Annotated in this window: 15 protein-coding genes; 12 read left to right on the top strand and 3 right to left on the bottom strand. The window is 39.0% G+C overall.

All coding sequences use genetic code 11. The annotated features are described in order from the left end of the window. Nucleotides 1–43 precede the first annotated feature (43 nt). The gene (locus ACP2AF_RS13600) at nt 44–4450 is read right to left on the bottom strand and encodes a translocation/assembly module TamB domain-containing protein (protein WP_425236697.1); all 4407 of its coding nucleotides are present in this window, start codon (nt 4448–4450) and stop codon (nt 44–46) included. Nucleotides 4451–4558: 108 nt separating this feature from the next. Here ACP2AF_RS13600 and tsaD point away from each other — a divergent pair, with 108 nt between their 5' ends. Together tsaD and ACP2AF_RS13590 are read left to right on the top strand one after the other, a co-directional pair. Then, nucleotides 4559–5581: a tRNA (adenosine(37)-N6)-threonylcarbamoyltransferase complex transferase subunit TsaD gene (gene tsaD / locus ACP2AF_RS13595; RefSeq protein WP_425236696.1), complete on the top strand. Its 1023-nt coding sequence runs from the start codon at nt 4559–4561 to the stop codon at nt 5579–5581. Between the two features lie 104 nt (nt 5582–5685). Then, nucleotides 5686–6393 (top strand): 16S rRNA (uracil(1498)-N(3))-methyltransferase, encoded by a 708-nt coding sequence (locus tag ACP2AF_RS13590; RefSeq protein WP_425236695.1) that lies wholly within the window; start codon nt 5686–5688, stop codon nt 6391–6393. Nucleotides 6394–6460: 67 nt separating this feature from the next. Here the strand turns inward: ACP2AF_RS13590 and ACP2AF_RS13585 are convergent, their stop codons facing one another. Next, nucleotides 6461–7225 (bottom strand): DUF1223 domain-containing protein, encoded by a 765-nt coding sequence (locus ACP2AF_RS13585; protein WP_425236694.1) that lies wholly within the window; start codon nt 7223–7225, stop codon nt 6461–6463. Nucleotides 7226–7290: 65 nt separating this feature from the next. Between ACP2AF_RS13585 and ACP2AF_RS13580 the strand changes: the two genes are divergently transcribed. From ACP2AF_RS13580 to ACP2AF_RS13560, 5 genes are all read left to right on the top strand, one after another. After that, nucleotides 7291–7941 (top strand): DUF4159 domain-containing protein, encoded by a 651-nt coding sequence (locus tag ACP2AF_RS13580; protein WP_425236693.1) that lies wholly within the window; start codon nt 7291–7293, stop codon nt 7939–7941. 81 nt (nt 7942–8022) lie between these two features. Next, on the top strand, nt 8023–9123 hold the full coding sequence (locus tag ACP2AF_RS13575) for an AI-2E family transporter (protein WP_425236692.1): 1101 nt from the start codon (nt 8023–8025) through the stop codon (nt 9121–9123). Nucleotides 9124–9196: 73 nt separating this feature from the next. After that, nucleotides 9197–10312 (top strand): THUMP-like domain-containing protein, encoded by a 1116-nt coding sequence (locus tag ACP2AF_RS13570; RefSeq protein WP_425236691.1) that lies wholly within the window; start codon nt 9197–9199, stop codon nt 10310–10312. 476 nt (nt 10313–10788) lie between these two features. After that, nucleotides 10789–14112, top strand: coding sequence for a SusC/RagA family TonB-linked outer membrane protein (locus tag ACP2AF_RS13565; protein WP_425236690.1), 3324 nt, complete (start codon nt 10789–10791; stop codon nt 14110–14112). Nucleotides 14113–14176: 64 nt separating this feature from the next. Next, nucleotides 14177–15931, top strand: coding sequence for a RagB/SusD family nutrient uptake outer membrane protein (locus ACP2AF_RS13560; protein WP_425236689.1), 1755 nt, complete (start codon nt 14177–14179; stop codon nt 15929–15931). A 121-nt stretch (nt 15932–16052) separates the two neighbouring features. Here the strand turns inward: ACP2AF_RS13560 and ACP2AF_RS13555 are convergent, their stop codons facing one another. Next, nucleotides 16053–16355 carry a helix-turn-helix domain-containing protein gene (locus tag ACP2AF_RS13555; protein ID WP_425236688.1) on the bottom strand — a complete coding sequence of 101 codons (303 nt, stop codon included), beginning with the start codon at nt 16353–16355 and terminating at the stop codon, nt 16053–16055. A 557-nt stretch (nt 16356–16912) separates the two neighbouring features. On the opposite strand from ACP2AF_RS13555, the gene ACP2AF_RS13550 reads away from it, so the two are divergent. From ACP2AF_RS13550 to ACP2AF_RS13530, 5 genes are all read left to right on the top strand, one after another. Further along, on the top strand, nt 16913–17089 hold the full coding sequence (locus ACP2AF_RS13550; protein ID WP_425236687.1) for a hypothetical protein: 177 nt from the start codon (nt 16913–16915) through the stop codon (nt 17087–17089). Nucleotides 17090–18221: 1132 nt separating this feature from the next. Continuing rightward, nucleotides 18222–18401, top strand: a complete 180-nt coding sequence (locus tag ACP2AF_RS13545; RefSeq protein ID WP_425236686.1) for a hypothetical protein — start codon at nt 18222–18224, stop codon at nt 18399–18401. A gap of 57 nt (nt 18402–18458) precedes the next feature. Beyond that, nucleotides 18459–19706 carry a glycosyltransferase gene (locus ACP2AF_RS13540; protein WP_425236685.1) on the top strand — a complete coding sequence of 416 codons (1248 nt, stop codon included), beginning with the start codon at nt 18459–18461 and terminating at the stop codon, nt 19704–19706. Nucleotides 19707–19743: 37 nt separating this feature from the next. After that, nucleotides 19744–21954: a peptidase domain-containing ABC transporter gene (locus tag ACP2AF_RS13535; protein WP_425236684.1), complete on the top strand. Its 2211-nt coding sequence runs from the start codon at nt 19744–19746 to the stop codon at nt 21952–21954. Further along, the gene (locus ACP2AF_RS13530) at nt 21955–23247 is read left to right on the top strand and encodes an HlyD family secretion protein (protein ID WP_425236683.1); all 1293 of its coding nucleotides are present in this window, start codon (nt 21955–21957) and stop codon (nt 23245–23247) included. Nucleotides 23248–23364 lie beyond the last annotated feature (117 nt).

The following is a 23364-nucleotide window of genomic DNA, read 5'->3' as shown; positions in this document are numbered from 1 at the left end:
CTATGCCAAAAATATAACACAAGGGTTTTCTCCTGTGGGGTATTTAACGACGTCCTTTTGTCTTTGGGTAGAATCTCAGCAAGCTATCTTTTCCCATCACCGAACTGGGCAATTCTTCGGTCTCGGGTAATCTATTTTCTTGTGTTTCCGTTTTGCCTACCACTCTTCTAAAGAGTTCCTTAAAACTATTGAAATCCACTTCGTACGAGAGGCCCGCGCCTTGCGTATAGCCTTGTCTCTGTGCGAAAAACTCTTGGATTTCATTCTCCCTGTTAAAGAATTTGGCGCTTAGGGTCCCTTCTTCATTAAGCAATAATTGTATCTCAAAATCCCCGGCAACCACTGTTTCGCTGGCTCCACCTACAGGCACCCCTACCCTACCATTGAACAATATTCTATCGCTTATCTGGGTAGAAACCGTTACGCCTATTCTATTCTCCGTTTGTACATCCGCATTCCTATCCAATACTCCTTGCTCATAGGAAAGTCCCAAATTAAATTTATCATTTTCACCTCCCAATACCTGGTTTAATAATCCTGAGGCAGATTGTAATAAATTACCCGTTACTGCCTGCCTATTTATCCCACTTTGGTCGCTAACAAAAGAGCCTTGGGCCAACAAAAACAGAGCGTTTCTTTCTTCTACGGTAGGGTCCTGCAATCGATATTCCAATTCTGATTGGACTATGGTATTGGTCCCTGGGAACTCTACATTAAACTCAATATCCGGGCTTTCCAATTCCCCTGTCAATTTGGTAACTACCTGTGTTGGAATACGTCTAGTGTATCCCGGATCGTCCAATAACGGGGCAGGATTGGCATTTAAGGAATATACCGCTTCAAGTTGCAATTGCGCCTCTAAAGGTTCCCTGTCCCATATGATGGTTCCACCAGGCCTAACCGTAAAGGTTTTGTCTATTATACCGCCAAACCGATAGTTGTATTCTCCGGTTACCACTACAAAATCCCCGAACATTTCAAATTTTCCCCGGGTATTGATACGTATTAATAAAATACCTTCCCCGGTTCCTTTAAGTGAACTTCCTGTTTTACGGTCGGTTACAATTTCGACTTCGGCATCCGGGGTAACCACAAGATCAAATTCTAGCTCCAATCCTTCAAAATCCTCAAGGATACGTTGTTCTTCAATAGTCTTTATGCTATTGCGTTCTATAAAATTTATAAAGGAGTAATCTCCAACCGAGGCTACATCGCTCAGAGGTATTTTAAGGGAAGTGCCCTCTGCTGTTTCTGCGTCTACTTTAATGGTCAGTGCATTTGTTGGGCCAAAAATTCTACCCTGTCCGTTTATAAAACCAGTGCCATAGTAGAGTACCTCCTCCTCAAATGCAGTATCCAAAATCAAAAAACGATTATTGTTGGTATCAATATCCAAGTCTAAAAACCAATCCTCAAAGTATCTGTGGGTAATAGTTCCATCTAAAACTGCTTTTGTTCTTTTTGCGACATCGGTAATCCTTATTTGGTCAAAATCAAAAGTCTGGTCCCGTAAGTCTACCCGGGAATTGGGAGCAAAGCTATAGTCCACGTTTAGGTAGGGAATGGCCAAACCTGCGTTATCCAAAGTTAAAATACCGCTGAATTCCGGATTGTCCACAGGCCCCCTTATCCTAGCACTACCACTTAAATCGCCTCTGATATTGGTGATGACATCCTCTCCCAAGGGGCTAAAGGGTTCAAGGTCCAACTCATTGAAGTTTATCAAAAGATTGGCCAGGGGAATCTCCCCATCATTTTTAATATTACCGACAACTCCCATTTTCTCCACACCCCTATCCGTAATCTGGGAATTGACAACAAAGTCGGTCAAATCCCTATTGCCCACTATCCCTATGGTAAGGTCTCCCATTCTCATATCATTAACAGCAAAATCGGCAATGGCCAAATTGGAGGAAGGCAAATAGACATCGTCCTTTTGTAGTACATTTAACGTTCCATTTACTTCCCCTTGAAGTTTTAGACTATCTATTGAAGGGGTTATTTTATTAAGGGAAACAATTTTAAATTGAAGTTCCAAATCCTTATAAGTAGAATCCGCCAACTGGCCTTTAAGGCGTATTTGCTCCTGCTCTTCGTTGTTCATAACGATTTCCTCGATCCAAATACTATCTAAGGTCCTGTTGAGAATAACTTTGTTTTGCCGATTTCCTTCCTTATTTAAAATCCATTGGTTCCCCTTGAAACTAACGTCCGATCTCTTTAGGCCAATGACAGATTTATTTTCTTGATTGAATGTGTGATAAAAATTCAGGTTGTAGCTATCATCAAATTCACTACCCCCTTTAAATTCCGTACGGAAAAACAGCGTGTCTTTTAAAGTCGTATTGATGAGACTGAAATCCTTTACGTCATAATAACTTGTTGAAAGATCGGCTACCGAGACATAGGTATTGAACAAAGGATTCTTGTTATCGATCTTTATGTCAATACTATCAGCCACATTCCCATATGCCTGTATTTTAGGTGACTTGAAATTCAACTTAAAGTCTCCTTTATCGGCAATTATATTCCCTCTGATAAATGTATTTGGATCAAATTGGACTTCAGGAAAAAAAACATCTACTATTTTGTTGTATATCTTAAAATTAAAGGACATGGTCTGTCCTTCTGAAATTTCAAAAGGCCGATAATTGGTATAAATGCTTCCTATGGAATTCTGTACCAATTTACCCAGTTCGTTGACCCTGAAATTACCTTTCATATAACCCGTAATAATGTCCGGCGAGTTTATATCGATTACTCTAATGGAGTCATTTTCAAAGGTGGATGAGACCTTAAAATCATCAAAGTAATAGGTATCGTTCTTATTTTGAAAAATGGTCTTGGTGAACTTGACGTCGCCCACTAAATTATCCAAGGTGTTCCCGGTAACGTCCATGTTTACGTTGCCCTTAAAGATTGATATACTATCATTTATGAAGTTCAACTTTTTAAGATCCGCATGATCCACGGAGGCAATAAAATTGAAATTATTACTGTCTTCTCCAAAATCTGCCAACCCCTTAAAGTTGAATTGTAGATTCTCATCATTGCTTACCAAACTACCATCGAACAATTGCTCCTTTAAAATTCCAGAAACCTTAATGTCTTTGTAATCATAATCGTTAAAATTCACGGAATAAATCTGGCCTATTACTTCGGTGTTTATATCCTGAACAAAGCCCTGCCCTTCCACATTAAAATCCAAGGTTGTCTTGCCCAACCTCTTATTATCCAAAAAGTCGCCCAAATCAAAATCAATTAGGGATACAAAACCCTCATAGGTGGCGTTATCAATGTTGTTTACATTGGTCAATTCCAAGTCTGTATAGCTACTTCCAATGGCCGTATTAATGTTTACTTTGGCATCAATAGAAGTCTCGGTAATATCAGCATCCCCGCGAATCGTAAATTGTCCGAGTTTTTGAAATAAGGAAGGTATTGATTTGCCTAAGATATTGGGCATTAACGATCGGAGTTCATAATAGCTGGTTGTAACGTTCTTCATATTTGCCGACATGGAAAAAGGCTCCGACTTACTAAAAAGGTTCTTAAAATTGAAATCCCCTCGAATGCCCGTATTATCTGATTGCAGGAAGAGCTGTTCCGCATTCAAATCGTTAAGAACCCCGCTTAAGGAAGAGGAAAAAACAACCTCTTTTTCTTTTCCAAATTGATCGTACAAATGATTAATTTCGTTAAAGGCTACTTTGGAGTCCTGAAAGTTAGCCACAACTTTTACTTTGTCCGTAAAATCGGCGAAATCCTTTCTATCATAATTAAAGACCAAGTTACCCTTTAAATCGGATCCGGGAGTCTTTATTCTAAGGGAATCAAATCGCATTTGCTGTTTGGTATATTTAAATACCGTGGCCAATTTTTCCACTTCCAAATCCCTCTTGCTCTTAAAGGAAAGCTCCTGTACTTCCGTGGAAACTTCAGGGCCGAGAATTTGAAAATCGGAAGCTGAAATATCCAAATCCCTAAAATCAAGGATATTCTCCGTTTCCCTATTTTCATCTATAAGCCTAAAATTACTTTGGGAAATTTCTATATCGGAGGAAGAGAAAAAAAACGGTGGAGTTCCTGGTTTTCTGGGTTTGCCATCATCCAGTTTATCGATAAAAACTTCCAAGTTGGTATTTTTGTTTTCCTTGTAAGTCTTTAGCTTAAAATTTAATCGTTCAATATCAATTTCTCCAAATTCTAACTTTCCATTGGCCAAATTTCTAATACTTAAGATTGATGTGGTAAGCTCATCAATGAAAAATAGAGTATCTTTTTTATAGTCTTCAACATAAACATTCTTCAGTGAGGTATCCCATGAGATTAGGGAAACCCTCAGCCTGTCAATATTAATATGAGTCCCAAATTCATTATTTATGGTAGTTGTGGCGTACTTGGCAAAACGGGTTTGAACTGCGGGCAAGGAAAGGATTATGGTACCCAAAATGCATATTAAAAGGAACACTAAGAGAGTTCTTATCAGTATTTTCCTTAGTTTTTTGATAGGGCTTTATGTTTTACCTTTGTATATCCAATTTTTGTTCCAAACCGGGTGGAAAACAAAACTATTTATATTCTAGCCATTGAATCTTCTTGTGACGATACCTCGGCAGCGGTATTACTGAACAAAAAAGTGCTCAGCAATGTAGTGGCCACCCAAAAAATACATCAGGAATACGGGGGCGTTGTTCCTGAGCTTGCCTCGCGGGCACACCAGCAAAACATTGTTCCTGTTGTGCACCAAGCATTAACGAGAGCAAATATCGATAAAAAACTACTATCGGCCATAGCATTTACACGTGGACCTGGACTATTGGGATCATTATTGGTGGGTACTTCCTTCGCCAAGTCCCTAGCTTTGGGATTGCATATTCCTCTTATTGAAGTAAATCATATGCAAGCCCACATTTTGGCCCATTTTATAGAAGAGCAAGATTACCAGGCCCCAAGCTTTCCTTTTCTGGCATTGACCCTAAGTGGCGGGCATACCCAAATTGTTCTGGTCAAGGATTATCTTAACATGGAAATATTGGGTGAGACTTTGGACGATGCCGTTGGTGAGGCTTTTGATAAAAGTGCAAAAATATTGGGCCTGCCCTATCCCGGAGGTCCTTTGATCGATACATATGCCCAATTGGGAAACCCTAAGGCCTTTCCTTTTCCCAAGCCTAAGGTGGCCGGACTTAATTTTAGTTTTAGCGGTTTAAAAACCAGTATTTTATACTTTATCCAAAAGGAGGTAAAGTCAAATCCGAATTTTGTATTGGAAAATCGAAATGACATTTGTGCTTCCATACAACATACCATAGTTCATATTCTAATGGATAAAATAGTAGAGGCCGTTAAGCGAACCGGGGTGAAACATGTTGCAATAGGCGGAGGTGTTTCGGCCAATTCGGGTATACGAGCTGCCTTGAAAGCCGCGGAAAAAAAGTATGGTTGGCATGTATATTTGCCAAAACTGGAGTATTGTACGGACAATGCTGCAATGATTGGAATAACCGGATATTTCAAGTTTATACAAAACAAACTTACGGGTCAAAATATATCTGCTAAAGCGAGATACAAAATATAAATTTAAAGTATTTAAAGTTTTGAAAATCAAACATTTTCAAAACTTTAGACCGCAACATTTTATGAACAGGACATCCAGTTTCCAATAACCTTATCTTAGAAACTATGCAACTTTTTTATAATCCAACTTTAGACAATAGCGTTTCCCAGTTTGTCTTCGGCCCGGAAGAGAGTCGCCATATAATTAAAGTACTTCGGAAAAAGGAAGGCGACCTTTTAAAAATCACCAATGGTAGAGGTTATTTATTCCAGGCCAAAATACTAACTGCAGACATAAAAAAGTGCAAGGCAGAAATTGTTTCTACTATAAAAACGCATCCCAAAATGCATTCCTTGCATATGGCTGTTGCACCAACCAAAAATATAGACCGATTTGAATGGTTTTTAGAGAAAGCCACTGAAATTGGCGTAGATCAAATTACGCCGATTATCTGTGAGCGCTCCGAACGAAAAGTAATCAAACGAGAACGATTGGAAAGAATAATCCTTTCTGCTATGAAGCAATCTTTACAGACCTATCTTCCAAAACTAAACGATACTATTTCTTATGAAAATTTCATTAAAAATACTCCTGAAGGGCTTCTGTTTATGGCACATTGCGAAAAGGGTGAAAAAATGGATTTAAAAAGAAGAGTAGCTCCAGACAAGGACATCACCATTTTAATAGGCCCGGAAGGGGATTTTTCTCCTTCTGAAATCAAACAAGCCAACGAAAAAGGTTTTTGGCCCGTTTCCTTGGGAAAGAACCGTTTGCGTACCGAAACCGCGGCCTTAGTGGCCTGTACCATAGTTGCCACAATTAACAACGGCTAGCAACAAAAAGCCCCGCATGAATATATGGTTCTCCTCACGGGGCTTTAGAAACAAACAACATCTTAGTTCATAAAACAGTGCTTTTAACGGCTCCGGATATTTTATAATTCACATCTTGCACAAGCAATATCAAGTACTTTTTTTCGTTTGGCTCAACGATTTTAGGAATAGGCAAAACTCCCTTCCCTTTTGATTCCGAAGGTTTTATCAACTTTTCAGCTACAACGATGTTGCTGTTTGTTAGGGTCCTGTTTCTATTTTCACCTCTTCTGACCAGTGTTTGGCGCTGATCCAACACCAGTAATGCCCTAAGTTCTTTATCCCTTAAATTGCCATAAATCTCGTACTCAAAAGAAACCCCTCGCCCACTATTATCAATTTTGGACAATCCAATTTTATTCTCTGCTTTTTGCTCTTTGTAGGCCTTGATCTTGTTGTACAGCAAATTGGTGTTGGACCCTACTATGTGTTCCTTTCCATTGATAACCAGCTGAGGGGTATAGTTACTCCTGTTACGAAATTGGATATTGTAATCTCTTTGTTTTTTTGCATACTCAGGCTTGCTAAAAGGATCTTCCCAACCTATATAATTCCAATAGTCCACATGATAAGAAAGGGCATACACCTCATCTGCATATTGCCTTTTAACCTTGTCCAAAAGAACATCGGCAGGTGGACAGCTAGAACACCCTTGAGACGTAAACAATTCCAAAACCACAACCGGTTCAAAGGTCTCATTCGTAATTAAGGAGTTATCAGAAATTGTATTTTCAACAGAATTGGTCTTTGTAAATGCCGCAAAAACAAGACTACCTAAAACTAATATCGACAACAAGGTTTTTTTCAACATGGATTATACTTAAATTTGATGCAATCTGAGTCTTAGTTCGATAGTTGATGAAGTTACTTACACCGTTATTATCTACTTTTTTGCTTTTCGTGGTATTCCCGTTGACAGGGCAAGAGATTGCAGTCCTAAAGTATAATGGTGGTGGGGACTGGTACTCCAATCCAACCGCTTTGCCCAATCTTATTCGTTTTTGCAATGAAAACATAGGAACGGCAATTAATGAAAAGCCGGCGACCGTAGATGCAGGTAGTAGCAATATTTTCCAATACCCTTTTTTACACATGACAGGGCATGGTAATGTAGTTTTTTCTGAGGAGGATGCACAGAATTTGAGAACGTACCTATTGTCTGGAGGGTTTTTACACATTGATGACAATTACGGTATGGAACCCTATCTTAGAAAAGAATTGGACAAAGTTTTTCCGAATAAGAAGTTGGAGGAGCTAAGCAAAGATCACCCAATTTTTGAGCAAGAATATGATTTTCCCGAAGGACTCCCAAAAATACATGAGCATGATAGAAAACGACCGCAGGCCTTGGGTATTTTCAATGAAAATAGGCTTGTTCTTTTGTTCACTTTTGAAAGTGACCTTGGAGATGGCTGGGAAGATCCCGCCGTGCATAACGATCCCGAGGAGGTTCGTCAAAAGGCACTTCGGATGGGAGCAAATATCGTTTCTTACGCATTCGGAAATTGATACTAATCCAATATGAGGTATTGTCCTTATTAATGAAAGAAGTAATGTGACGAAGGGGAAGAATCTAACAAAGATGGAAACATGAACTCGAAGACTATATCACAAGGTATTCTCAGGGCCATTGGTATCTTAACCGGCATTATACTGGTTCTATACTTTTTGTATAAAATACAATCCGTACTGGTCTATTTGGCTTTTGCAGCGGTTATAGCTCTTATCGGCAGGCCTATTGTGCTTTTCCTTAGAAGAAAGATCAAATTCCCGAATACCTTGGCCGTTATTCTGACAATGCTCTTAATGATTGGTTTGCTGGGAGGCATAATTGCATTGTTTATTCCATTGATCACCGAACAAGGCAAAAACTTATCCTTGTTGGATATTGACCAATTGCAAAGTAATTTGAATTCCCTTTACAAAGAAATCACACAATATTTTGGAGCTTCCCCAGAGGTCGTAACCGAAATTATTGAGGAGAGTGAACTGGAGAAAAACCTTTTGGAAGGTTTTGACATTGGTTTTATCCCCAATTTCCTAAATTCTTTTGTCGGTGTGCTCAGCACATTTAGTATAGGGTTGTTTTCCGTTTTGTTTATTTCCTTTTTCTTTCTTAAGGATAGTAAGCTTTTCCAAAAAGGGTTATTAACCTTTGTTCCGGACGATAAGGAAAGTGGCATGGTAAAATCCATAGATAAAATAAACAATCTATTGTCCAGATACTTTGTTGGGCTACTCCTACAAATATTCATTCTTTTTGTTATCTATACAATTGTTCTACTTATTGTAGGTATAGAAAATGCCATTGTGATTGCATTTTTATGCGCCCTTTTCAACATTATTCCATATATCGGTCCTATTATTGGTGGAGTCATTATGATACTACTTACCATGACCAGTAATTTGGGAATGGATTTTAGTACGGTAATATTGCCCAAGGCAGGTTACGTCTTAATTGGCTTGGTAATCGGTCAGTTAATAGATAACTTTTTTTCCCAGCCTTTTATTTTTTCCAACAGTGTGAAATCCCATCCCCTGGAAATCTTTTTGATCATCATCATTGCCGGTCTTCTTTTCGGGGTAGTAGGCATGATCGTGGCAGTCCCTGGTTATACCGCTATCAAGGTAATTTTAAAAGAATTTTTGTCCGAAAATAAGATTGTAAAATCCTTGACCGGTAATTTATAGTTATACTTTGAATGAGAATTTATTAAAAACTGGTATACAGGAATTTATTTTAGATAAAATTGATACTGACATTGTGTCATTTTTATTAAAAAACCCTTTTTTCGAAGAAGTTTCCAACAAAGAATTGGCACAACAGATAATTTCCAAAAAAAAATCAAAAACAAAACTCCCTACCTGGTATAAAACACCCAAGATTTATTTCCCGGATAAGTTACATATTGAACAAGTTTCTTCAGAGACCACCGCCCGGTACAAAGCCAAAATTGTTAATGGAAAAACTCTTGTAGATGTTACCGGTGGATTCGGCGTAGACACTAATTTCTTCGCTCTTAAAATAGGTGTTATCTATCATTGTGAAACGAATAGGGACCTATCTAAAATAGCTACACATAATTTTAAAGTCCTTGGGAGAAAAAACATTGAGGTTATTTCAGGAGATGGATTGAGGTTTTTAAAAGAATCCAAATTAAAGTTTGATTGGATATACTTAGACCCTTCCCGCAGGGATAATCAAAATAGCAAGGTCTTCTTTTTATCGGATTGTTCCCCCAATGTTACCAAACATTTGGATTTACTCTTTCAAAAATCCAATAATATTATGATAAAGACCTCCCCCATTTTGGATCTATCGGTTGGAATCAAGGAGCTAAGGTTCGTAAGGGAAATTCATATTGTGAGCCTAAAAAACGAAGTAAAGGAATTATTATGGGTATTACAGGCCAATTTCAACGGAGAAATCGTGGTGAAGGCTGTCAACTTTGCCAATGAACAAAAAATAGATACTTTCAACTTTACACTTGAAGAAGAAAAAAGCGCGCTGCCAAACTTCATCGAACCTCAAAATTTCCTTTATGAACCTAATTCGGCCATTTTAAAGTCCGGGGCGTTCTCACTTTTAGCAGTACGGTATTCATTAGGCAAGCTCAGCGGACATTCCCATTTATACACTTCAAACGAATTAAAAAACTTTCCCGGAAGAAAATTCAGGATTGAAAAAGTATGGCCCTATTCAAAAAAGACCATGAAAATCCTAGATTTTAAAAGAGCCCATATCACAGTTCGAAATTTTCCTGAACGCGTAGATTCCTTAAGAAAAAGATACCGGATTTTAAATGGTGGCGAGCATTACCTATTCTTTACCACTTCCAAGGATCAAATAAAAATCATCATAAGCTGTAAAAAGGTTTAATCCTCCCTTACCTAATAATTCAAAATCTCGATTGTTTTGTTTATAAATGAAAAATAACATCGGGTTTCTTTTAGCAAAATTTTAGGGAAATTTAACGCTTTTTAAGTTAACAAACCCTAAAAATAATGGCCTTCTCCAACGTTATAGACGACTTGTGTTTGGAAAAAAATGAGAGAAAATACCTAACAAATTGGATTTTGTTTGTGATTCCTGAAAATTCTGAATCCTGAAAAAATTACATCCTCAAATTGTCATATTGCCAAATAAAACGGGGGGCTAATCGCAATAGTCCCTAAAATTTAACATTTAAGAATATGGAGGGCTCGGGGAAATTATTACAAATTGGATGTTTATAATTCACATAATTTTGTTATTATTACCCGAAATTTGGGTTTTCCTTAACAGTTTGGTGTGCCGTCAAGCGTTGAAAAACCTGAAAAATCAAGATTAATTTAAACTAACAAACAACAAGGATTATGAATCAAAAACGAGATTACAATTCGTTAAGGCCCAAAGGAAAGTTCTCTTTCTTAACCATTGGGTTTTTGTCGATGTTGATTTGTTTGGGAACGCAATTGGCCCAAGCAAATGATGAAATTACAATTGAAACGGAAACTATTTTCCAAACCGCCATTTCGGGTACAATTACGGATTCCGGGGGAGTTCCACTTCCTGGGGCCAACGTTGTTGAAAAAGGTACAACTAACGGAACCCAAACAGATTTTGATGGGAATTATACCTTAAATGTGGATGCTAACGCCACATTGGTAATTAGTTATCTAGGTTTTCAAACCCAAGAGGTAGCTGTTAACGGGCAATCTACGGTTAATGTAACCTTGGCAGAGGATGCAGCCGCACTGGACGAGGTTATCGTAACAGGTTACCAAACGGAAAGTAAGCGAGAGACTACCGCAGCCGTTTCCATAGTAAAGGCAGAAGAATTGGCAGCCGTTCCTTCTGGTAACGTAGAACAGCAGTTGGCCGGTAGGGTCGCGGGGGTTACCGTTGTGACCAACGGTCAGCCTGGTACTACGTCTCAGATTCGGGTACGTGGTTTTGGAGCCTTTGGGGGTAACGAGCCTTTATATGTAGTGGATGGGGTACCTATCCTAAACATTGATTTCCTAAACCCGGATGATATTGAAACTACCACGGTACTAAAAGATGCAGCTGCGGCCTCCATATATGGAGCCAGGGCAGCAAACGGGGTAATTGTTTATACTACAAAACAAGGAAAAAAAGGAAAAAGGAAGACCAATGTAACCCTTAGCATCCAAAGCGGGGTTACCGACCCCAACGTCAGTGGTTCCCCGGAAATGTTGAATCCACAGGATATGGCGAGATATACGCACATAGCCTATGAAAATAACGCGGCGGCCACCGGAACAGCCCCTCAATACACGCATCCACAGTATGGATCGAATCCTACCCCACGTTTTCCGGATTATTTGCATGCCGATGGTCAAAATGGGGTTTTTGAGTCAGAAATCGATTTAGCACAAATCCGGGCCAACTTTGAGGCCAATCCTGAAGATGTGTTCTTGATCCGTCCTAATTTGGCTGGGACCAACTGGTATAAGGAAATTACTCGGATTGCACCGATTAGCCGTATCAGTTTGGGCTTTGATGGCGGCACCGAGGACGGCCGTTACTATTTAGGGCTCGGCGCACAGACCCAATCCGGTATTCTGTTGTCCAATGAGTTTAAACGATATACGCTACGTTTTAATTCCGAGTGGGACGTTACGCCTTGGTTGTCCATTGGGCAAAATTTCCAAGGTACATACCGATCGGTAGTTGGACAGCAAGGTGCAAATGGAGGTGCTGGTATCGCCGATGAAGAATCCGAGGTACTTTCCGCGTATCGAATGCCAACCATAATTCCTGTGTTTGATGAATTTGGAAGCTATGCCAGTACACGGGCATCCGGATTTAATAATCCACGGAACCCCGTACGACGATTGGTCCGGAACAATGGAGACGATGTGGCCTTTCAAGTAGAGGTTTTTGGAAATTTATATGCCAACGTAAAACTGGCTGATGGGCTTTCCGTAAGAACGAATATCGGCGGGCAATATAACAATTTTACCCAACAAAATTACGGCTTCCGGTACTTAGGGGATTCGGAGCCCGAGGCCAGTAATTCCTTTAGTGAGACCTGGGGCTACGGCTTTCAATGGATTTTCACTAACACGGTGAATTTTGATAAGACCTATGGAAAGCATGGAATTAAAGTATTGGCCGGTATTGAGGCCATTAATGGTGCCCGTTCCCCAAGGACACCCTCCCGAGGTAGGTCCATTTTTGGTTCCGGTATCAATCCTTTCTCCACGGATATTGACTTCATTACTATGTCCACTGTTCAGAGTCCCGTGGTACAGGGTAATATCTTTACCGGGGTTAACTTCAGTTCCCTATTCGGAAAACTGGATTATAATTTTGATGAAAAATACTACATTTCCGGAGTTGTTCGACGAGATGGATCCTCTGTATTCGGTGAAAATAATCGATACGGGGTATTCCCAGCAGTATCGGGCGCATGGACGGTTAGCGGAGAATCTTTTATGCAAAACCAGAATTTTATTTCCGATTTGAGAATTCGTGCTGGTTGGGGTGAAATGGGTAACTCCAACAACGTGGATCCAAGTAATCAATTTTCCTTGGCCGCCGCTAATTTGGCCAGAACATTTTATCCAATCGGCGGACAAAATAGTGGTGCGGACGAAGGGTTTGCCACTAGCCGAATCGGAAATGCTGATGCTAAATGGGAGACCAGTACTACTTTAAACATTGGTTTCGATCTTTCGCTTCTAGACAACAAAATAGAAGTACAGTTCGACTGGTGGAAAAAGGATACCGAGGATCTGTTGTTCCAGGTTCCTTTGGCCGGGGTTACTGGAAATTTTGCTAGTGCTCCTTCTGTAAACGTGGGATCCATGCTCAATCAAGGGGTCGATTTTCAAATCATAGGTCGTGGTAATTTTACCGAAGATCTTTCCTTCCAAATTACGACTAACCATTCCTTCCTGAAGAACGAAGTCGTAGCTTTTGCTCCAGGTATTGAATTCTTGGATGGTATTGGCTTTAGGGGAATTACCCCTACCCGAAACCAGATCGGAAGACCGCTTTCATCCTTTTTTGGGTATAATGTAATAGGCTACTTCAACTCTCAAGCAGAGGTAGACAATTCTCCAGCGCAGGATGGTAAAGGATTGGGCCGCTTCCGCTATGAGGATGTTAACGGAGATGGTGCCATTACCCCGGATGATAGAACCTATTTGGGAGATCCGGTACCTTCCTATACAGGTGGTGCCGTATTTGAGTTAAACTACAAGCAACTCAAAATGGAAATGTTCTGGAACTGGTCCATTGGAAACGAGATATTCAACCAATCCAAATGGTTTAGGGATTTCTTCGGAACATTTGAGGGATCCGCAAAAGGTGTAGCCGCCTTTAACTCTTGGACCCCTGAACTGGGGAACAACGCCGCTGCTCCAATTTGGGAAAGTGTTTCCAACCTGAGTACTAGTGGTGCTTCCAACTCTTGGTATGTGGAAGATGGTTCTTACGCAAGATTACAACGTTTGGCTTTTGTATATTCTTTTGATGATAAAGTAAAGGATGCTCTTGGGTTAAGTAAATTTGAGGTAGGCATCTCTGCAAACAACATTTGGACGATTACCGATTATAGCGGTCTAGATCCTGTGGTAGGTGGTGATGTGGACACTCGTTTTGGTATCGATGTCGGAAACTACCCTGCAACACCTCAATACCTACTTAACGTAAATTTAGGCTTGTGATAGCTTTGTGATATTTAAAAGAAAAATTATTTATATATTTAAGCAAAAATTAACTATGAAAACTATGTACAGATTAAGAAAATTACCTGTTTTTATAGCGGCTATCCTTATGATAGGGGTGTCCTGTAATGACGAGTTTTTAGAAGTGCTGCCAACAGGTTCGTTAGGGGCCGCCCAGCTGGAAAACCAAGCGGGTGCTGAAGGTTTGTTGGTTGGAGCCTACTCCGCTTTAAACGGTGTATTCGGTAACCGCTTCGAAGGCCCTAATCATTGGATTACCGGGTCTATTTGTGGCGGTGAGGCGAACAAAGGAACGGATGCCGGGGATTACTCGGCTATTAATCCTGTTCAGCGTTATGAGATTGACCCTACTAGTGGGGATATCAATAATTTTTGGAATGGCCGTTTTGAAGGTGTGGTTCGTTGTAACAATGTAATAGCCACGGTACAAGCGGCCGGGGATAACATTGTGCCAGCAGAAGCTACACGGATTATTGCCGAAGCAAGAATGTTGAGAGGTCATTTCTATTTTGATTTGAAGAAACATCATAACAGCATTCCTTATTTTGACGAAACGGTAGCTCCTACCGATGTTGTTGCCGTTCCAAATACTCCTGATGTTTGGGATAAGATTGAGGCAGATTTCCAATTTGCCTATGACAATCTTGCCGGTGAAACTGGTGCAGGGCGCGTTAACAAATGGGCCGCACGAGCGTATCTTGGAAAGGCACAACTGTTCCAAGGGAAATTTGCCGAAGCCAAGGCTTCGTTTGACGATGTTATTGCCAATGGTGTTACTTCAAACGGCCTTAAGTATGCTCTGCTTGATGATTATGCACAAATATACAATGCGGAGAACGATAATCATGCGGAAGCGGTTATGGATGTGGAATCGGCCAACAATACGGGAAGTACACAAAACGCCAACTATTTTGATGACTTAAACTACCCTTATAATACAGGTCCGGATGGTCCTGGAAACTGTTGCGGTTTCTTTCAGCCCAGTATAGAATTAGGAAATTCGTTTAGAACTACACCGGAAGGTCTACCTTTATTAGACGGTTCTTACAATGACCCTGCCAACGAGGTTGCCAACAACTTTAAATGGGTAGTGACAGACGGAAATGCTGAAGAGGATTTTGTTGAGGATGCTGGTCCACTCGATCCCCGTATCGATCATTCTATAGGCCGTATGGGTATCCCTTATTTAGACTGGATAGATCATCCTGGTTCTGCTTGGATTCGTAGTTTTCCATACGCAGGTCCATATTCTCCTAAAAAGTACATTTACTACAGATCCCAGGAAAATAGCTTTACAGATGGTAGTTCGTGGACTAGAGGATATGCCTTAATGAACTATACGATTATTCGCTATGCGGATGTATTGCTGATGGCTGCAGAAGCGGAAATCGAGGCGGGTTCATTGGAGCAAGCCAGAACTTATGTAAACCAGGTTAGGGCGCGAGCCGCCAACTCAGAACATTGGGTTAAGGAATACGATTCTGGTGATGATGCGGCCAACTATGTAATTGCGGAATATCCACCTTCTCAATTTGCTTCGCAAGAGGATGCACGTACCGCTGTTCGTTTTGAAAGAAAATTGGAGCTTTCCGGGGAAGGTCACCGTTTCTTTGATTTGGTTCGATGGGGTGTAGCTGCCGATGTCTTGAACGACTATTTGGCCTACGAATCCCAATACTTGATTACCAAGTTTGGAGGAGCTAGCTTTACCGCTGGAAAAAATGAGTTCTATCCTATTCCACAGGCACAAATTGATATTCAAGGTTCTGATGTGTTAACACAGAATCCTGGCTACTAGGGTTAGGAAGTATAAAATAGTATTTAGAGAAAAGGGCCTCACTTTAAAGTGAGGCCCTTTTCTTATGCTTAGTTTCTACCATGTTGCGTTGAGAAAACGCAGAAGAATTACGGTATCACCATCACCCTTCCTTGATACGATCAATCGTCGTCTTTAGGTATCCTATTATTTCTTCCTTGGCCGATAATAGTTCTTTGAGCAAGGCCAATTCATCCGGATTCGGGATGGATTTTGTTTCTGCAATTTGCGAATTCATCAATTCCTTGATCCGCTCGAGATGCTTCCCAGAAGGGTTTACTTTTTTTGACTCCCAATTGGAAACCGTAGCTTGTTTTACACCAACCAATTTCCCGAAGTCAGCTTGACTGATTCTTTTTTCTTTCCTGTATTTTAAAATTGAAATATCTATCTCTCCTTGGGGCATATCGGAATAATTTAAAAGAAGAATATCCCATGTTAATATAAGAAAAATATAAGTATGTAGTAATAAACTTATTAATAATATAAGAAAATAATAACTTCAACTATCTGTCCGCTACAATCAATCGAAAACATATGGTCTTCAAACGCTTCTTTACTCACGAAAAGTTTATGCCATTCATAAAGAAGGTTATAGGCTTCATAAATGAAATCCAGTTATCCTAAAATTGAATCTTATAAATTGTTAATTGCAATTAATTGGTTATGGCATGTGTCAAATCAATTGAATCAAAACAGATGGGTAAGGATTATTAAAAATAATCTTGTGCATACATTAAAATTACTTTGTCAAAATAGTCAAACGTTAGAATTACACTGGAAGACCTATTTAGATTACCGTTCTCCTTGATTACTTTTTAAATGAAAGCAGAGCGCAATATCAAGAATTGTTAAAATACAATACTTATCTATCTTCTTAGGAAATATGGAACTAACGAATCTTGAATATGGATTTGCAAATCACTTATTATAAATGAAGTATTAATCCTAAAATTTAAAAAAATGAAAAAAATCATTTCAAAGTTTTCGGACAAATTGTTGTCCAAGGAGCGGTTAAAAACAGTCAAGGGAGGGGCCACTCCATATTGCTTCTGTATCGGTAGTGGTGCCTTTATTAATTGTCCATTCGGTTATGGACCTGGAAGTCAAGTACCTCCAGGAGTAGGCGATTGTCACTAGCAAATACAGGACCGTTAGCTCGGTTTATGCCAAAACATGAAAATCTTTTTATTTCTCTATTTCCAATGATTTTGATAATTAAGGCCTTATCGAAATGAGGAATCAGATTAAGCAAAACTGTTTCCGTAACATTTTGTATCCCCCGGACTTTGAAGCTTTTGCTCTCAAGAACTTCAAATCAAAGCCTTAGCAATACACCAGACATTGATTTCGTGAGATAAATATGTTCATGTTTTGAATTTTAAAATCGGTTCGCGTCAATTATTTAGTACCCTTTAAAATTGGAAAGATGAAAAAATCACTTCAAAGCTCTCCAATAAATTGTCATTCCAAGAACAATTAAAATGGTAAAGGGGGTATTAGCGGTGTTCCTGTGGATATCCGACTTTGGATATCACCTTAGTATGAAGCACCATTTGATGCGTGATGAATGATGGTTGAAATATACTATGTTACTACGCTTCAGGCACTTTCATTTCCTGGCCTTTTGAACAAGGCCAGGAAATATGGTATGCAACATTACTGACTACCACAGTATTCGTACTACTACTCATAATCTGTTACCCATGGACATAGATAGTTATATCAACGTAAAACTTACACATTACCATTCTTTGATTTGAGTTCTAAGTTAAACTATTTCTGGATTAGTCCCTTCTAGCTACTATGCCAGAGTTCTTTAGGTATTCTTGGGTCGCTATTCTAAAAACTGGAAGAATCGTTGTTTTCATGGCACCCCCATAAGGTAGGATTATGAAACGTGTTGCGAATTTTGCTTTAAATCCAAGGTCCACAAATGTTTTATCGAATGAAGTACATATTATAAGTATTATTTAACATAATTTTAATTACAAATAAATACTATTATTCATTACTTTATATAAGTAAAGTATTACTAATTATCTATGCCTAAAAAAGGCTTTACATCATATTTACGCGATTCCTTTCCATACTTAATGAAAAGTAATGAAGGCGAATATGAAATTTTTTCAAAAATCACCTAGGGTAGGATTGACGTTGGTTTATGTGTATGCTTTGTGCCATTACAATTATAAATCATTGATAATCAATATAATTAAAGTGGATTTGCAAATCGTTCGATATAGTATTTATTAATCTTAAAGTTTTAAAAATGAAAAAAATCATTTCAAAGTTTTCGGACAAATTGTTGTCCAAACAACAATTAAAAACCGTAAAGGGGGGAGCTACTCCTTATTGTTTTTGCCTTAATCCGCATACTCCGGTAAATTGCCCACCTGGGGTACCCTTTGGTACCGTGTTACAGCCTGGTCAAGGAGGTTGCGGTTATTGATTCTAACTAAATTTTGCATTTGGCCCTGTATTTGGCAGGGCCAAATACAAAAAGCCTATGAACCTATTCATAATACAACCCTTTCAAAGTCACTTGTATCCAGTATTTGGGTTGGCCCACAAGTTTGAGGGTCAAGGTAAAAAAGTGGTATTTACCACCACTCCCCAGCTCATTGGAATCTTAAAAAGTGAAGGTTTCGAATATAAGGAATTTGGTTACCTATCTGAATACATTATTAAAAACTATAAATCCTTCCTCGGCTTGTTCTTAAAAAGTTCGGTTTCAAAAGCGTTTTATAAGGAACGAAAAACTGAGTTCGAAAATGCATTTCGGCGTACCCAGAGACTTATAGAGGAACACAAGCCAGCTCAAGTATTTATAGACCAGAGTCTGGCTGAATACTATTTTTTCTTTAAACCTTTTGTCCCAAATATCACCATAGTGCATACCAAGGTATACTCAGGTAAGACAAAAGGCATTCCCCCCATGAACTCGAAGGTTATTCCAGCAACCAGCCTATTATCAAAAATAAAAATAGAGTACTTATGGTTGAAAGAACTGTTTAAACAACGGTTTCGTGAACTAATCTTAAAAATCGCTTTTCTTGGAAAAGACGAAACCTTTTTATGGAAGAAACACTGTGAAAAATATGGAATGGACTGGAGAAAAGAGATTGATTTAAAACATTCCCTAAACAGAGGCATCAAAAATGTAGACAACCTTGTGCTTCTACCTCGCGAATTGGAATTTCCTCAATTTAAGAAACCTAAACATATACGCTTTTTTGAAAAATTATCTCCTAAAGATGAAAGTGCCTATTATACTTCAACATATTCTAACCTAAAAAAGGAGTATCTCCTTGGAACCGATTTTAAAGTAATTTATATGGCTTTTGGTACCCTGGCACAAGGCCCAAAGGTGACCGACTTCTTCAATTCGGTAATTTCAATGATAGAAGAACTTTCTGGAACCATACTAATAATTTCAAAAGGAAATCATACAATGGAGTTAAAAGAAGCTGAAAACGTATTCACCTTTGATTATCTTCCACAACTGGATGTATTGCAACATACAGATTTGTTCATCACTCATGGCGGATTGGGCTCTGTGAAAGAGGCCTTCCACAACAATGTACCCATGCTTGTTGTTCCCATGAATAAGTTCATAGATCAGAATGGTAATGCTGCTAGAGTAAGAGCTAATGGACTGGGGGATTTTCTGAATATTGATGCGTATTCGAAAGCGGAAGTAAAGGAAAAAATAAAAGTATTGTTACCCGGCCATAAATTACAAGTTGCCATTTAAAAGCAAAGTTTAAAATACAAAATTTCCAAAGCGGTCTATGCTAAAAAAGTTTCCACACTATACCCAACCTGATAGCAAGGACTGTGGCCCTACCTGTCTTAAGATTATTGCAAAGCACTATGGCAAAACCGTTTCCTTACCCCACATCCGGGAAATAAGTGAAACCACGCGATCTGGAAGCAGCCTATTGGACCTAAGTGATGCCGCTGAGCACTTGGGCTTTAAGAGTCTTGGTGTAAAACTTTCCTATAAAGAACTTTTAAAAGCACCCCTGCCTTGTATCCTTCACTGGAACAAGGTACACTTTGTGGTGCTGTACGGAGCGGAAAGAAGTAAAAAAAATGGAGATACCCTAAAAATCTCCGACCCGGGTTACGGACTATTGAACCATTCGAAAGAAGAATTGTTAAAATCGTGGATAGGCAATAATGCTGAAGAAAATACAGAAGAAGGTGTAGCATTACTCCTGGAACCTACCCCTAAGTTTTATGAAAGTGAATATGCCGATGAGCAAGTAAAGCCTTTGGGGTTAACATTCTTAACAAGTTACTTGATCAAATACAAAAGATTTATCTGGCAGCTTGTTATTGGTCTTCTGGCCGGTAGCTTATTACAGGTTATCTTCCCATTTTTGACCCAAAGCGTAGTAGATGTAGGAATCAAAAACCAAGATATTAATTTTGTCTATCTTATTCTTTTTGCACAGTTGGCCCTGTTTCTAGGAAGGACAGGGGTTGAGGTAATCCGTAGCTGGATACTGTTACACTTAAGTACACGTATAAATATTTCCTTGGTATCCGATTTTTTTATCAAACTAATGAAACTCCCCATATCATTTTTCGATACTAGAATGACTGGAGATATACTTCAACGTATCAATGACCATAGTCGTATTGAACGAATACTTACCACCTCCTCTCTAAATGTCCTGTTCTCTATGATAAATGTAGTGGTATTTGGGCTGGTCTTAGCTTATTATAGCCTCTTGATTTTTGGTATATTTCTCATAGGCAGTGTTCTATACTTCGGTTGGATCATTGTTTTCTTAAAAAAACGTAGGGATTTGGACTATAAACGGTTTTCACAAATTAGCCAGGAACAAAGTAGGGTAATAGAGCTAATCAATGGAATGCAGACCATAAAACTACATAATGCGGAGAAAAAGAAGCGCTGGGGATGGGAATTCCTGCAGGCCCGCCTGTTCAAAATTTCTATTGAAAGCTTAGCTCTGGAACAATACCAAAGTGTAGGTTCCGGCTTCATTAACGAGCTAAAGAACATTCTAATTACTGTCCTTTCCGCCAAATTGGTTATTGATGGGGAAATCACTCTAGGGATGATGTTGGCCATTTCCTATATTGTGGGTCAGTTGAATTCACCTATTTCCCAGTTGATTAATTTTATTAAAGAAGTTCAGGATGCCAAAATATCATTGGAACGTCTTGGAGAAATACACAACAAGAAGGATGAAGGGAGCGACATTCTGGATAAAATCAATGATATTCCTGATAATCTGGACTTTCATATCAAAGACCTATCCTTTAGATACCGGGGTTCTGATAAATTTGTTCTTCAGGAGTTAAAATTACATATTCCAGCCAACAAAATTACTGCAATTGTAGGGGCCAGTGGTAGTGGAAAAACCACTTTGATGAAACTCCTATTACGATTTTATGAACCCTCAAAAGGAACAATTAGTTTAGGTACTTATGATACCAAAAATATATCTCAAAAAGTCTGGAGAGATAAGTGTGGTGTGGTCATGCAAGAGGACTATATCTTTAATGACACCATAGCCAATAACATTGCCATAGGAGTAGACCATATAGATAAAAAACGTTTAAAATACGCAGTTGAAGTGGCAAACATTGAGGAGTACATAGAAGAACTGCCGTTGTCCTACAATACAAAAATAGGAATGGAAGGTGTTGGGCTAAGCACGGGACAAAAGCAAAGGTTACTTATAGCAAGGGCAGTATATAAAAATCCGGATTATCTGTTTTTTGATGAGGCAACCTCAGCACTTGATGCGAACAACGAAAAGGTGATTATGGAAAAATTAGAACGGTTCTTTAGGAACAAAACGGTTATTGTAATCGCCCATAGGTTAAGTACGGTAAAAAATGCCCATCAAATTGTGGTATTGGACAATTCCAAGATTGTTGAGATTGGAAATCACCAGGATTTGATACAACAACAAGGGGCATACTTCAATTTAGTGAAAAATCAATTGGAATTGGGCAAATAAATGGGAGATACTTTGGACAATATAAAATTACGGAGCGAAGAAGTTCAGGAGATACTTACACGGGTTCCTCATTGGATGATACGCTGGGGCAATACCTTGTTCCTATCGCTTATCATTTTGGTACTGGCCATTTCCTGGTTCATTAAGTACCCAGATTTAATAGTATCCCAAGCTATTATTACGACCAAAACCCCTCCCCAAAAGGAATTTGCCATGGTTTCTGCCAAATTTGACTCGATTCACGTGGTTGAATCACAAGAAGTTACAAAGAATACGGTTCTTGCGGTCTTAGAGAACACAGCGAACACAGAAGACGTCTTGTACCTACAATCGATAATTGATACCATCAGACTATCGGATAAATCAATTGAGTTTCCCTTTGACAGTCTTCCAATTCTTTTTTTAGGGGATATCAACCAAAGTTTTGCACTGTTCGAAAACAGCTATTTTCAATATAAATTGAACAAGCGATTAGAACCTTTTTCCAACGAGGCAATTGCCAACAAGATTTCCTTGTCCGAGTTAAGAAAAAGGTTATCGAGTCTGGGGGATCAATATGCATTAAGTAAATCCGAACTGGCCTTTAAGAAAAGTGATTTGGAACGCCATAAAGGCCTGTACGAAAAGGGGGTAATTTCCCAACAAGAATATGAAAATAAAAAATTGGAAGTATTATCCTCAGAGCGGAATACAAAAACTCTCGGTGCTTCCATCTCCCAAATCAGGGAAGCAATCGGAGGGGCCAAAAAAACATCAAAAGAAACCGAGATTTCTAGGACTCGAGAGGAAATTCAATTGTTGAAGACTACCATTCAAGCTTTTAACCAGTTAAAACAGGCCATTAAGAATTGGGAAAACACTTTTGTCTTCAAATCGGAAATTGATGGCAAGGTTTCCTTTATGAACTATTGGGATCAAAACCAGTCCGTATTCCAGGGGGATCTTGTTTTCACCATTATACCTTCCGACAATTTGGACTATGTGGCAAAATTAAAAACACCTTCACAAAATTCTGGCAAAATTAAACTTGGTCAATACGTAAACGTGAAACTCGAAAACTATCCCGAAACCGAATTTGGCATTTTAAATGGAAAAGTTGAAAATATTTCCTTAACACCGGACAAGGACGGCTTTTATTTAGTGGATGTTTCCCTGCCACAGGAAATGATTACCAGCTATGGTAAGGAAATCGAGTTTAAACAGGAAATGCGAGGGGTTGCCGAGATTATTACAGAAGATCTAAGGCTTCTGGAACGGTTTTTTTATCAGTTGAAAGAGGCCTTCGAAAGATAATCTACTTCTAAATTCCACTCTTAACCTAAGTTTTTCCATTTACAAAGAATCAAATGGCTGCTGCACTCGTAAAAGTGCCTTCTAAATTTAAGGGCATCCTTTTTTTGTTTCTTTCGT

Origin of the sequence: Ulvibacterium sp., assembly GCF_965248315.1 — a bacterium.
In the GTDB taxonomy this organism is placed as follows: domain Bacteria; phylum Bacteroidota; class Bacteroidia; order Flavobacteriales; family Flavobacteriaceae; genus Ulvibacterium.
Note: the sequence above shows the minus strand (reverse complement) of the source record. Positions and strands in the feature narration are given on the sequence as shown.